General features: G+C 65.1%; 3 protein-coding genes. All 3 read left to right on the plus strand.

The window, feature by feature from the left end; all coding sequences use genetic code 11:
- Positions 1-187: 187 nt before the first annotated feature.
- A complete protein-coding gene (locus AC3G2C_RS19620; RefSeq protein WP_488386315.1) occupies positions 188-5,074 on the plus strand; it encodes an autotransporter outer membrane beta-barrel domain-containing protein in 4,887 nt (1,628 codons plus the stop codon).
- A 293-nt stretch (positions 5,075-5,367) separates the two neighbouring features.
- Positions 5,368-11,388 carry an alpha-2-macroglobulin family protein gene (locus AC3G2C_RS19625; RefSeq protein ID WP_488386316.1) on the plus strand — a complete coding sequence of 2,007 codons (6,021 nt, stop codon included), beginning with the start codon at positions 5,368-5,370 and terminating at the stop codon, positions 11,386-11,388.
- A gap of 43 nt (positions 11,389-11,431) precedes the next feature.
- Positions 11,432-13,825, plus strand: coding sequence for a penicillin-binding protein 1C (gene pbpC, locus AC3G2C_RS19630; RefSeq protein WP_488386317.1), 2,394 nt, complete (start codon positions 11,432-11,434; stop codon positions 13,823-13,825).
- The last annotated feature ends 547 nt before the right edge of the window (positions 13,826-14,372 follow it).

Below are 14,372 nucleotides of genomic sequence, written 5' to 3' on the forward strand. Positions count from 1 at the left end.
GTTCGTGCCGCACCGTGCTGCCGCGGCCAAGCTCACGCATGAAACCTCAGCGCAGCATGCATGGCAAGTGCGGACACAAACAGCAAGAACCTGCGATCACGTTTCAACCACCGTAGCGGTGTTACTTACAGGCCGGGGGAAGGTCGCGAGGGGTCGCCATGGGTCGACGACGCTCGACAGGTGCTCTATGAGCTTGAAGGTTCGTCGTGCCGCTAGCCTTCCCTATCCCCACCCCATACCTCTTCGTACGACCCTGTTGCTGGCAAGCCTGTTGGCCGCGCTACCTGAGGCGGCTGCTGCCAATTGCGCGCTGCAGAGCGACGGCACCACGGTGATCTGCGACAGCACCTCGCCCAACCCATTCACCAGCAGCATCAACGCCATTGCGTCGGGTTCGGGCACTTTGCTGATACCCGCCAGCGGGGCCGTGGTGAACATCCAGTCCGGCGCGAGTGTTTCCACCAGTGGCGCGGCGGTACAGGTGAATAACAACAGCACCGTGACAAACGCCGGCAGCATCAGCACCACGTTCATTAACGCCTATGGCATCTGGGCGGGCGATCCAGGTAATTCCACCAGCACAACGGCGGGCTACGGCAATACGCTGGAGAACGATGGCACCGTTACCACCACAGGCAATAATTCGGTGGGCCTGTTCGCGCGCACGTACAACAAGACCAGCGGCAATACGCTGATCAATCGTGGAAACATTCAAACCTCCGGGGGCATTTCGGGCACCAGCAATCGTTCTTCGTCGGCGGGTATCCGCTCGGAGAGCGTCGTAGCCAGCACCATCGACAACTATGGCGTAGTGGCGGCACACGGGGCATACAGCACCATCGGCACCGGCAATGTCATGGCCATTGCCGGCAATGGGGTGGAAATGGCCGGGCCTGGCACTTTTATCAACGAGGCTGGCGCCAGCGTGACCAGCGACAACGCGTATGGCTTCTACGGCAATGGCGCCAATGCAAACGGCATTACGGTGATCAATGCCGGCGCGCTCAGCGGCGGACGCGGCGCGATCCTGTTCGGGCCGGGGCAATCGAACAACACGGTGGTGCTTAAAGGCGGCTCCACCACCACTGGGTCGATCGATGCGGGCGTTGGCGGCAGCAACAATGCGCTGGTGTTCGACGGCTTCAGCTCCACCGGCTTTGCCAACGCCATCCTCAACTGGCAGATGGTGACTCTGCGGAACAGCGCCAATGTCACGTTCAACGGCGCCAGCTACGCGCTGGTGAATATGGGTATCGACGGCACCTCGGCCGCCACCTTCACCACCGCGCCGCTGACCATAAGCGGGCAAATTACCGATAACGGCGCACTCACCTTTGCGGTGCCTGGCAACGTCACGATCGCGGCAAGCATCCAGGGCAGCGGAGCGCTCACCCAACGGGGTACGGGCACGCTCACGCTAACCGGCGCAGGCAGCTACAGCGGTGCCACCACGGTGGCGAGCGGCGTATTGCTGGCGGGTGCGAGCAATATCTTCTCTAGCGCCAGCGCTTATACCGTGGCAAGCGGCGCCGCACTGGATCTCGGCAACGCCAATCAAGCCATTGGCAGCCTCGCTGGTGGCGGCCAGGTGCTGTTGGGCAGCGGCAACCTCACCACCGGCGGCCTGGGCAGCTCCACCACGTTCAGCGGCGTCATTAGCGGCAGCGGCGCCCTTATTAAGAATGGTGCGGGGACCTTCACGCTTGCCGGAGGTAATACATATACCGGCGGCACCACCATAAGCGCGGGAACACTACAGTTGGGCAACGGCAGCACGGATGGCAGCATTGTCGGCAATGTGACCAACAACGGTGCATTGGTGTTTGACCGATCGGATACCAACACCTTCGCCGGTGTCATCAGTGGCTCGGGCAGCGTGGCTCAGGCAGGCAGCGGAACCACCGTGCTTACCGCTAGCAACACCTATATCGGCGGCACCACCATTAGCGCTGGGAGCTTGCAGCTCGGCAACGGTGGCACCACTGGCAGCATCGTTGGCAACGTGACCAACAACGGTGCATTGGTGTTCAACCGGTCGGACACGAACACCTTCGCGGGCGCTATCAGCGGTTCGGGTAGTACGACTCAAGCAGGCAGTGGCACCACCCTGCTTACGGGCGACAGCACATACACCGGCGGCACGACCATAAGCGCGGGCACCTTGCAGTTGGGCAACGGTGGTGCCAGCGGAAGCATCGTTGGCAACGTGACCAACAACGGTGCTTTGGTCTTCAACCGCTCGGACACCAACACCTTCGCCGGCGTTATCAGCGGCGCGGGTAGCGTGAACCAGATAGGTAGCGGCACCACGGTGCTTACAGGCGACAGCACATATACCGGCGGCACCACCATTAGCGCGGGCACTTTGCAGTTGGGCAACAGTGGCGCCAACGGCGGCATCATCGGCAATGTGACCAACAACGGTGCATTGGTGTTTGACCGCTCGGACACCAACACATTCGCCGGCGTTATCAGCGGCGCGGGAAGCGTGACTCAATCTGGAAGTGGAGCCACGGTACTTACGGGCGATAGCACGTACGCCGGCGGCACCACGATCAGCGCAGGAACGTTGCAGTTGGGCAATGGCGGCACCACGGGAAGTGTCGTGGGCGATGTTACCAATAGCGGCGCCTTGGTCTTCAACCGATCGGATACCAATACGTTCGCCGGTGTCGTCAGTGGCTCAGGCAGTGTGGCTCAGGCGGGCGGTGGAACGACCGTACTCGCCGCCAACAACACGTACGCCGGTGGCACCATGATCAACGCGGGTACGTTGCAGCTGGGCAATGGCGGCACCACCGGAAGTATCTTGGGCGATGTCACCAACAACGGTGCTTTGGTCTTCAGCCGCTCGGACACCAACACCTTTGCCGGCGTTATCAGCGGCACGGGTAGCGTGAACCAGATAGGCAGCGGCACGACAGTACTCACCGGCGACAACACTTACTCCGGCGGCACCACGATCACCGCAGGCATGCTGAAGCTGGGCGACGGTGGCGCGACGGGCAGCCTGGTAGGTAACGTGGCAAACAATGGTCGTTTGATTTTCGATCGCGTCGACACTGTGACGTTCCCTGGAGCCATCAGCGGCACGGGGAGCGTGAAACAACTGGGCACCGGCACCACCATCCTCACCGGCGCCAATACCTACAGCGGCGGCACGGTGATCGCTGGCGGCGCTTTGCAACTCGGCAATGGCGGCACCAGCGGCAGCATGGTGGGTGACGTGCAGAACGGCAGCCTGCTGATCTTCAACCGGTCCGACACGGTGACGTTCAGTGGCGTCATCAGCGACTGGACGCAGACCACGCCCGACCCCATCGGCGCTGTCACGCAGAATGGTAGCGGTGTGGTGATACTCGATGCGGTGAACACGTACAGCGGCCTCACCAGCGTCAACGCGGGTACGTTGGTGGTGGGCGACGCGAGCCATGCCAGCGCAGCGCTGAGCGGTGGCGGTGCGGTAAGCGTGGCCGCCAATGCCAGCTTTGGTGGCTATGGCAGTACGGCGGGCGACGTGAATAACCAAGGCACGGTCGCCGTTGCCAATGCGTTGCCTGTACTTGCCAGCGGTGCAGTGGGCAGCTTCACCATCGGCGGAACGCTGAACAACGCTGCCTTGTTGCAGTTAGGCGGCAACGGTGTGGGCAACACCCTTGTCACCGGCAGTTACGTGGGGCAGAACGCCCGTATCGCACTGAACACCGTGCTTGGCGGCGACGGCTCACCGTCCGACCGGCTGGTGATCAACGGTGGCAGTGCCAGCGGGCAGACCACGCTCAATGTCACCAACGTGGGCGGCCTGGGCGCTGTCACCGAAGGCAACGGCATCCTGGTGGTGCGGGCCAGTAACGGCGCCACGACGACAGCGAATGCATTCACCCTGGGAAATTACGTTGAAGCGGGCCCTTATCTCTACACGCTGTTCCAGGGATCGCGTGACAGCAACTCGCCGTCATCCTGGTATCTACGCACGGACAACCCCGCCCCGCCAGTGGGCGTGGTGCCACCGACGACGACACCCACGCCTCCCCCGACCTCGCCACCTGGCAGCGGCAACCCACCGGTGACACCGCTACCGCCGGTGGTACCGAATTATCGCGCCGAGGTATCGCTCTATACCGCCCTACCATCGATGATGCTGCGCTACGGCACCACGCTCGTCGGCACCCTGCACGAGCGCGCAGGCGCCCAGGAAAGCACGCGCGGATTGGTGAACGACGACGGCTGGGGCGCCAGCCAGGCCTGGGCGCGCGTGCCGGGCGAGGACGGCGAATGGAATGCACGCACGGGTGGCATCTATCGCGACGGGCCCTCCTTCGACAGCTACCTGCTCGCCCTGCAGGCCGGCCTGGATCTGTACCGCGGCGAACAAGCCAACGGCACCCGCGATTTCGCCGGCCTGCTGGGTTCGGTGGGGCATGGCCACGGCGGTGTGGATAACTTCGACAACACCTCGGCTGGCAACGATCGTTTCGACGCTTACTCGCTGGGCGCTTACTGGACCCGCTTCAACGCCAGCGATGCCTACCTCGACGGCGTGGTGCAGGCCACCTGGTACAGCGCCAAGGCGCGTTCAAACGAGCAGCAGAACCTTTCCACCGACGGTTTCGGGGCCACTGCCTCGCTGGAGGGCGGCTACCCGTTCGCCTTCGCCAACGGTTGGTCGTTGGAGCCGCAGGCACAGGCGATCTACCAGAGCCTGCACCTGGACAACGCCTCCGATAGCTCCGCGCAGGTGCGCTTCGGTCACGCCGATTCGCTCACCGCACGCATCGGCAGCCGCCTGGCCAACCAGTGGCAGGGCAGCGATGCCAGCCAGCAGTACACCGGCTGGGTGCTCGCCAACCTCTGGCATGAGTTCAACGCCGACCCGCGCACCGCCTTCTCCTCGGCCGATGGCTGGGTGCCGTTTCGCTCGGACCTCACCGGCACCTGGTGGGAACTGGGCGGCGGCCTGAATGCGCAGCTGAGTGCGAACACGGCCATCTACGCCACGCTGAGCTACCAGAAGGGTTTCGGCAATGGCGTGAAAGCGTTCAACGGCGACCTGGGCGTGCGCTTCCACTGGTAGCCCACGCGCGGCCAGGCGTCGCACGGACCAAAGGCGACACAAAAGTTGTGTACGCTAGCGGCCGCTTGTGTGCGATCCACGCGCGGAAACCGAGGCCTTTGCGGCGGTTCGACCGCCCGCGCCGTGCCAGAATTCCGGCCGCGCTTCACCATGGATCACGCGCAAGCTATCAGTGGGGATATGGACTCATGCCGGCTCCGCTTCGCAAGAGGCGGGGGTTTTGACGTATCCGGCAGGCCCCCTTTTGCGCGGCAGCGACGCCGCGCCCAACGTTCGACCTTCAGGAAAGCATCATGGATCTGTTGCGATTTCTGGTACTGCTGCCGTGGCGCCTCGTGCGTGGCTTGTTCATCGGCATCGGCCTGCTCCTGCGCCCCCTTGTCGGCCAGCTTCAGTGGTCCGCGCCGGCGTGGATGCCCGCCACCGGCGGCTGGATCAAGCGCCGCCCCCTGCAGGCGGCCGGCGCGCTGCTCGCGGCCGTGGTGCTCGGCCTGGGCGGCTGGTTCGGCTGGCAGTGGTATCAGAACCGGCCCAAGCCGGTGGAGCCCTCGCGCATCGCCATGACGGTGGATGCCCCGGCCATCACCGACTACACGCAACAGCCCATCACCATTCATCCGCTCACGGTGAACTTCAGCGGTTCGGCGGCGCCGATCGAGCTGGTCGGCAAGCCGGTGACCAACGGCATCGTGATGCGGCCCGCCGCCAAGGGCCAATGGACCTGGGTGGACGATCACACGCTGCGCTTTATGCCCGCCGAGGATTGGCCGGTGGGTGTCCATTACGACGTGCGTTTTGACGTACCCAAGGCCTTCGCCGCGCACGTGCTGATGGCCGACGACCACGTGAGCTTCGGCACGCCGGCCTTCGAGGCCAAGCTGGGCAACGGCGAGTTCTACCAGGACCCGCAGGACGCCACCGCCAAAAAGACCATCCAGCCGGTGAACTTCAACTACCCGGTGGATACCGCGGAGTTCGAAAAGCGCATCCAGGTGAGCCTGGCCCAGCGCGGCAGCAGCGACACCGCGCTCAAGTACACGGTGACCTACGACCCGACCAAGCTGCACGCCTGGATCCACTCCCAGCCGCTGGCCCTGCCGCGCGACGAGGGCAGCGTGCGCTATCAGATCGGCAAGGGCCTGCGCAGCGCGCGCGGTGGTGACGGCACGGGCGCCGAGCTCCATGGCGCGGTGCGCGTGCCGGGTCTGTACAGCCTGGCCATCGACAGCATCACGCCCACCCTGGTCGACAACGAAAAGTACGAACCCGAGCAGGTGCTGGTGGTGAACGTGGGCGGCACCGTGCGCGACAGCGAGGTGGCCGGCCTGATCAAGGCCTGGGTGCTGCCCGCGCGCAAGCCCGGCGTGGACCAGAACGAGGACGAGCCGCCCTACGACTGGAGCGTGTCGGAAGTGGGCGACGCCCAGCTGCGCCAGGCGCAGCCGCTCAAGCTGGAACTGGTGCCCACCGAGAACGACTTCGAGACCGTGCAGAGCTTCAAGTTCCAGGCCGCCCCGGGCCAGCGCATTTACGTGCACGTGGACAAGGGGCTGAAATCCTTTGGCGGCTATGTGCTCGGCAAGCCCTATGCTGCCGTGGTCACCGTGCCCGACTACCCCAAGCTGCTGCGCTTCATGGCAGACGGTTCGCTGCTGTCGCTGTCGGGCAGCAAGCGCATCTCGGTGGTGTCGCGCAACCTGCCGGGCCTGCGCATGGAAATCGGCCGCGTGCTGCCGGACCAGTTGCAGCACCTGGTGAGCTTCAACCAGGGCACTTACGCGCGCCCCGAGCTGAGCTACGCCTTCAGCGAGGATCACATCGTGGAGCGCTTCGAGCAGAAGCGCAGCTTCCCCAAGGGTGATCCGGCCAAGGCCCACTACGAAGGCATCGACCTGGGGCAGTATCTGAAGGACGGCAAGCGCGGCGTGTTCCTGCTGCACTTGTCCAGCTACGACGCCGCCGCGGAAAAGAAGCAGGAAGACGCCCGCAAGGCCGCGGAGAACCAGCCGCAAGCCGCCCCGCGCAACGACGACGGCGACAGCAACGCCGAGGGCGAAGGTGACCAGGGCGAGATGGGCGAAGGCTCCGGCGATGACAGCAGCGCCGTGCCCACCGACACCCGCCTCATCGTGGTCACCGACCTGGGCATGCTGGTCAAGCGTGCGCTCGATGGCAGCCAGGATGTGTTCGTGCAATCCATCCGCAGCGGCCAGCCGGTAGCAGGCGCCAGCGTGGCGGTGCTCGCGGTCAACGGCCAGACGCTCTACAGCGAAACCACCGGCGCCGATGGCGTGGTGCATTTCCCCACCTTCAAGGGCCTGGAGCGCGAGAAGCAACCCACGCTCTACGTGGTGAAGAAGGCCGACGATCTCTCGTTCCTGCCGATCGGCAGCTACGATCGACGCCTGGACTTCTCGCGCTTTGACGTGGGTGGCGAACGCAACGCGCAGAACGAAGGCCAGCTCTCCGCTTACCTGTTCTCCGATCGCGGCATCTATCGCCCGGGCGACACCTTCCATGTCGGCCTGATCGTGCGCGCGGCCAGCTGGACGCACAGCGTGGCCGGCATTCCGTTGCAGGCGGAAATTGTCGACCCGCGCGGCATGACGGTGAAGCAGCTGCCCATGTCGATGGACACCTCCGGCTTCGGCGAACTGGAATACGCCCCGGCCGAAACCGCGCCCACCGGCACCTGGACGATAAACCTCTACATCGTCAAGGACGGCAAGGCGGGTGCGCAGATCGGCAGCACCACCGTGCAGGTCAAGGAGTTCCTGCCTGACCGCATGAAGGTGGAAGCCAAGCTCGCCGGCCAGGTGCAGGAGGGTTGGGTGAAGCCCGATGAGGTCAAGGGCATCGTCGATGTGATGAACCTGTTCGGCACGCCGGCGGCGAACCGCCGCGTGGAAGCCTCGCTCACCCTGCGCCCGGCCTGGCCAGCCTTCCGCAGCTGGCCCGATTACCACTTCTACGACACCCGCCGCGCCAAGGAGGGTTACGAGGAGCCGTTGCAGGACGGCAAGACCGACGACAAGGGTCACGCCGAATTCGACCTGGACCTGAAGAAGTACGCCAACGCCACCTACCAGCTGTATTTCCTGGCCAAGGCATACGAACCCGAAGGCGGTCGCAGCGTGGCCGCGGCCGCGCAGACGCTGGTGTCCAGCAACGACTGGCTGGTGGGCTACAAGGCGGTCGACAACCTCGACTACATCAACCGCGACACGCCGCGCAGCGTGCACCTGGTGGCTATCGACCACACCGCCAAGTCCATCGAACTGAAGGACCTGAAGGCGCGCCTGATCGAACGCCGCTACATCTCCGTGCTCACCAAGCAGGATTCGGGCGTGTTCAAGTACCAGTCCAAGCTCAAGGAAGTGAGCTTGAACGAACAGCCGCTCACCCTGCCCGCCGCCGGCCTGGACTACAAGCTGCCCACCGACAAACCCGGCAACTATGCGCTGGTGGTGCTGCGCGCCAGCGATGGCGTGGAAGTGAACCGCGTGGAGTACTCGGTGGCCGGCGCCGCCAACGTCACCCGTGCGCTGGATCGCAACGCCGAACTTCAGCTCAACCTGAGCAAGCAGGATTACGCCCCGGGCGAATCGGTGGATATCGCCATACGCGCGCCGTACGCAGGCAGCGGCCTCATCACCATCGAGCGCGACAAGGTGTATGCGCACGCATGGTTCCACGCCGACACCACCAGCTCGGTGCAGCACATCACCGTGCCTGCCGATTTCGAAGGCAACGGCTACATCAACGTGCAGTACATCCGCGATCCGTCGTCGGACGAGATCTTCATGAGCCCGCTGAGCTATGGCGTGGTGCCCTTCTCGGTGAACCTGGACGCACGCCGCAACGCCATCACGGTGGATTCGCCCGCGCTGGTGAAGCCGGGCGAAACGGTCACCTTCAAGCTGCACGCGCCGCAGCCCACCCGTGCGGTGGTGTTCGCGGTGGACGAAGGCATCCTGCAGGTGGCGCGCTACAAGCTGGGCGATCCGCTGAAGTTCTTCTTCCGCAAGCGCATGCTGGAAGTGGGCACCTCGCAGATCCTCGACCTGATCCTGCCGGACTTCGAAAAGCTGATGGCCATGGCCGCACCAGGCGGCGACGCCGATGGCGCCATCGGCCGCCAGCTCAATCCGTTCAAGCGCAAGCGCGACAAGCCGGTGGCGTTCTGGTCGGGCATTGTCGAGGTCAACGGCGATACCGAGCTGCGTTATCAGGTGCCCGATTACTTCAACGGCAAGCTGCGCGTGATGGCCGTGTCCGTGTCGCCCGAACGCATTGGCACCTTCGAGGGCGCCACCACTGTGCGCGGCGACTTCGTGCTCTCGCCCAACGTGCCCACCACGCTCGCCCCCGGCGACGAGGTGGACGTGAGCGTGGGCGTGGCCAACAACCTTACCGGCCTGGCGGGCAAGCAGGTGCCGGTGGCGGTGACGCTCAAGACCGGCCCGCAATTGCAGGTGATGGGTTCGGCCACGCAGAGCCTCAATCTGGGCGAGATGAAGGAGGGCGTGGTGAACTTCCGCGTGAAGGCCAGCGACAAGCTCGGCTCGGGCAACCTGAGTTTCAGCGCGGGCTACGGCGACAAGTCGGCACGGCAGAGCGTGGATGTGTCGGTGCGCCCGGCTTCGGCCTACCGCACCCAGGTCGACGTGGGCCGCGTGGACGCCAACAGCAAACTCGACCAGCCGGACCTGCGCCGCATGTACAGCGAGTACGCCTCGCGCGATGCGGCCATTTCCAACATCCCGGTGGTGCTCTCCGGCGGCCTCACGAGCTACCTGGTGAACTTCCAGCATTACTGCAGCGAGCAGATCATCAGCTCGGCCATGCCGCGCCTGGTGATGTCCAAGTGGCCGCAGGTGAAGGTGTTCGCCGATGCGCTGCAACCCAAGCTGGAAGGCAAGGCCATCAGCAACGACGAAGCGCTGGCGCAGTTCCTGGACATCCTGCACGCGCGCCAGAACAGCCAGGGCGGCTTCGGCCTGTGGTCGGCCACGCCGGATGCCAACCCGTTCGTCTCCACCTACGCCATGCACTTCATACTGGAAGCGCGCGAGCGCGGGTTGAACGTGCCGCGCGACATGTTCGACGCTGGCAACACCTACCTGCGCCAGCTCGCTGCCGACGACAGCCTCGATGGCCTGGACATGCTGCGCCAGCGCGCCTACGCGGTGTACCTGCTGACCCGCCAGGGCAACGTCACCACCAACGACCTGGCCGCCGTGCAGAAGCGCCTGCAAGAGGCGTATCCGCAGGAATGGAAGAACGACCTGGCGGCCGCGTGGCTGGCCGCGTCCTATCAGCTGCTCAAGCAGGACAAGCCTGCCGCGCAGCTGATCGCCGGCCCGCAGAAGCTGCTCGAACGCACCAACGTCGAAAAACGTTATAGCTACGGCTACTACTACGACCCGTTGATCCGCGATGCCACCACGCTGTACCTGCTCAGCAAGCACTTCCCCGAGCGGGCCAAGGCGCTGTCGCCGCGCGTGATGGAGAACATCACCGAGCCGATGACGCGGGGCTGGTACAACACGCTGTCGTCGGCCATGACCATGCTCGCGCTGGATACCTACGCCAGTCAGACCGTGGGTGAGGTGGACAAGCTGCGCATCGACGAAGTGCATGCCGATGGCAGCGTCAAGGCCATCTCCACGCTGCAAGGTAATCTGCTGCAGGGCGCGAGCTGGGATGCGGCGGTCAATCGCCTGCGCTTCACCAACGGCAGCAGCCTGCCGGCATGGCGCATGGTGAGCCAGGGCGGCTACGACCGCGACGTGGCCACCAAGGCGATCAAGGAAGGCCTGGAGATCACCCGCGATTACACGGATACCAACGGCAAGCCGATCGATCAGGTCACCCTGGGCCAGGAGATCGACGTGCACGTGAAGATCCGCGCCACCGGCAGCGACGGCATCAGCAATGTCGCCATCGTCGACCTGCTGCCGGGCGGCTTCGAGCCGGTGATCCAGCCGCCGCCGCCGGTGACGGACGCGCAACAGAACGACACGCCCGCCGAAGACGCCGGCGGCGACAGCACCGCCAAGGCCAACGCGTGGCGCTCGCCCATCGGCGTGGGCAACTCCAGCTGGCGCCTCGAGTACGCGGACGTGCGCGAGGATCGTGTGGTGCTCTACGGCACGGCACTGCCGGACGTGGGCGAGTTCGTGTATCGCATCAAGGCCACCAATGCCGGCAAGTTCATCGTGCCGCCGGCCTACGGTGAATCGCTGTACGACCGCACGGTGCAGGCGCGCACGGCCGGTGGCCGCACGCTCACCGTGGTTCGCCAACCCTGACCGCCGCGCGCGCCCCTGCGGGGGCGCGCCGGCTGCGTGACGCATGACCGTGCCCCCGCTGATCTCTCGTTGGTGCCGCGCCGTGGGGCACTGGCTGTATCGCTGGCAGAACTGGCTGGTGGGCGCCGCGCTGGTCGCGGTGTTGCTGGTGGGCTGCCGGCTGTGGCCGCACAAGCCGCTGCACGACTGGCTGCCCTCCTCCACCGCCGTGTACGACGATCACGGGCGCCTGCTGCGGCTCACCCTTGCCAGCGACGATCGCTATCGCCTGTGGGTGCCGCTGCAGGACATGTCGCCTGCCTTGGTGGACGGCGTGCTGCTGCACGAGGATCGCTGGTTTCGTTGGCACCCGGGCTTCAATCCCTATGGCTTGCTGCGCGGCGCATGGGTGACCTACGTGCGCCACGGCGATCGCCAGGGTGGTTCCACCGTGACCATGCAGTTGGCACGCCTGTTGTGGCGGCTCAACACGCGCACGCCGATGGGCAAGCTGCGCCAGGTGGCGCATGCGGTGCAGTTGGAACTGTTCTACTCCAAGCGGCAGATTCTGGAGGCCTACCTCAACTACGCGCCTTACGGTCGCAACGTGGAAGGCGTAGGCGCCGCCAGCGTGGCGTATTTCGACAAGCCCGTCGCCGCGCTCAGCCTGCCCGAAGCGCTCACCCTCGCGGTGATTCCGCAGGACCCCACCCGCCGTCTGCAAGCGGGCGACGATAGCGCGGTGATCGGCGCACGCCTGCGCGACTCGCGCAATCGCCTGTACGCCAAATGGGTGCGCTCGCATGCACAGGATCGCGCACTGCAGCCGCTGTTCGCACTGCCGCTGCGCCTGCGCCCGCTCGCCCGCCTGCCGTTCGAGGCGCCGCATGCGGTGGACCAGGTACTGGCGGCGCGACGCGGCGCCACGCAAAACCAGGACAGCCGCGTCACCACCACACTGGATCTACGGCTGCAGCAGGTGCTGGAGCGGCAGGTGTCGCGCTACATCGAGCGCAACCAAGGCCGCGGTATCCGCAATGCCAGCGCCATGCTGGTGGATACGCGCGACATGGGCATCAAGGCGCTGGTGGGCTCGGCCGACTACGGCAACGCGGAGATCCAGGGGCAGGTGAACGGCACGCTGGCCAAGCGCTCGCCCGGCTCCGCGCTCAAACCCTTCATCTACGCGCTGGGCTTCGACCAGGGCGTACTGCATCCGCAGACGGTGTTGCGCGACGTACCCACGGCGTTTGGCCCGTATGCGCCGGAGAATTTCGACGGTCATTTCCTCGGCCCGGTCACCGCCACCGAAGCGCTGGTGCGCAGTCGCAACATCCCCGCCGTGTGGGTTGCCTCGCAATTGCAGCAGCCGAGCTTCTACCAGTTCCTGCGCGAGGCCGGCATCAGTCGCATGGCCAGCGAAAAGCACTACGGCCTGGCCCTGGTGCTGGGCGGTGGCGAGGTCACCATGCAGGAGCTTGCCGACCTCTACGCCATGCTCGCCAACCGCGGCGAGTTGCGCCCGCTGCGCTTGCTCGCCAGCGATCCATCGCCCGAGGGCACGCGCCTGTTGAGCGAGGAAGCCAGCTTCATGGTGATGGACATGCTGCGGCAGAACCCGCGCCCCGACGAAACCACCGGCGCGCAACCCAATCGCTTGCCGGTGTATTGGAAAACCGGCACGTCCTGGGGCTTTCGTGACGCCTGGACCGCCGGCAGCTTTGGCCCCTACGTGCTGGTGGTGTGGATCGGCAACTTCGACGGCAGCAGCAACCCGGCCTTCGTGGGCGTGGAAGCCGCCGCGCCACTGTTCTTCCAGATGGTCGACGCCATCACCGCCGCCCAACCCGGCCTCGCCGAACCCATCCACCACATGCCGGCCAACCTGCGCCGCGTGGAGATCTGCCTCGCCAGCGGCGACCTGCCCAATCAGTGGTGCCCGCAACGCGGCAAGACCTGGTTCATTCCGGGCAAGTCACCCATTCGCGTCAGCCAAGTGCATCGCCCGGTGGTCATCGACGATGCCACCGGCCAACCCGCCTGCCCGCCTTATGCGAACAAGCACACGCATATCGAGGTGTACGAGTTTTGGCCGTCCGAACTGCAACGCGTGTTCGTGCAGGCCGGCATGCCGCGCCGCACGCCGCCACGCAACGAAAGCTGCCTCAACAGCGGCGACCCGGTAGGCGAACCACCGGCCATCAGCTCCCCCCTGCGCGGCAGCACGTATGCGATGCGCCTGAAGGCGCCGAACGACAGCCGCATTGCACTCAGCGCGAATGCCGATGCGGGCGTGCGCGAGATGTATTGGTTCGTCAACGATGCGTTCGTTGGTCGCTCGGCGCCGGGGGAGTCGTTGTTTTGGCAGCCGGGGGCGGCGGGGAGTTATGAGTTGCGGGTGGTGGATGATCGAGGGCGCAGTGATGTGCGGCCGTTGCGGGTGGGTGTGGTGGATTAAGAGGCTGCGCTGTACGTGTGGTTGGCGTGTGGTGTTGGTGCTTGCGTCTTCTTAGCGGCGTCGTCGCAGCGAACCCCAAGAAGGGGGGCTAGCGCTGGAGGCGCTTTTCAACAGCCGAAGGGCTGGTCACCCAGTGACTTTCGCATTTGACATAGCGCTACCGCGACCGAGCTCGCTTACGACCGAAGGGAGTTTCCGTGGGACGGCGGGCTTTCGACCTCCAGCTGGAGACCGGGCCACTTACTCTTGCTTGCGTAGGAGAAAGTAGCCAAAGAACAGGTGCCTGCGCGCCCTCCTACAACGTCGTCCCAGCGGAAGCTGGGACCCAGTGACTTTCGCGGTTGATGTGGCGTTGCCGTGATCTGGCTCGCCTGCCGCGGGCTTCCGACCTCCTGCCGGAGGCCGGGTCACTTTCTCTTGCTTGCCCAAGAGAAAGTAACGGCGGTCTCTAACATCAAGTGCAACACCCCAATGGAGGTGATGCATGGGTCAGCACTACAGTCATCTGAGCGCCGAAGAGCGAGGCGCCATCATGGTGGGCAAGGCG

This window comes from Frateuria sp. sgz306004 (assembly GCF_057750885.1).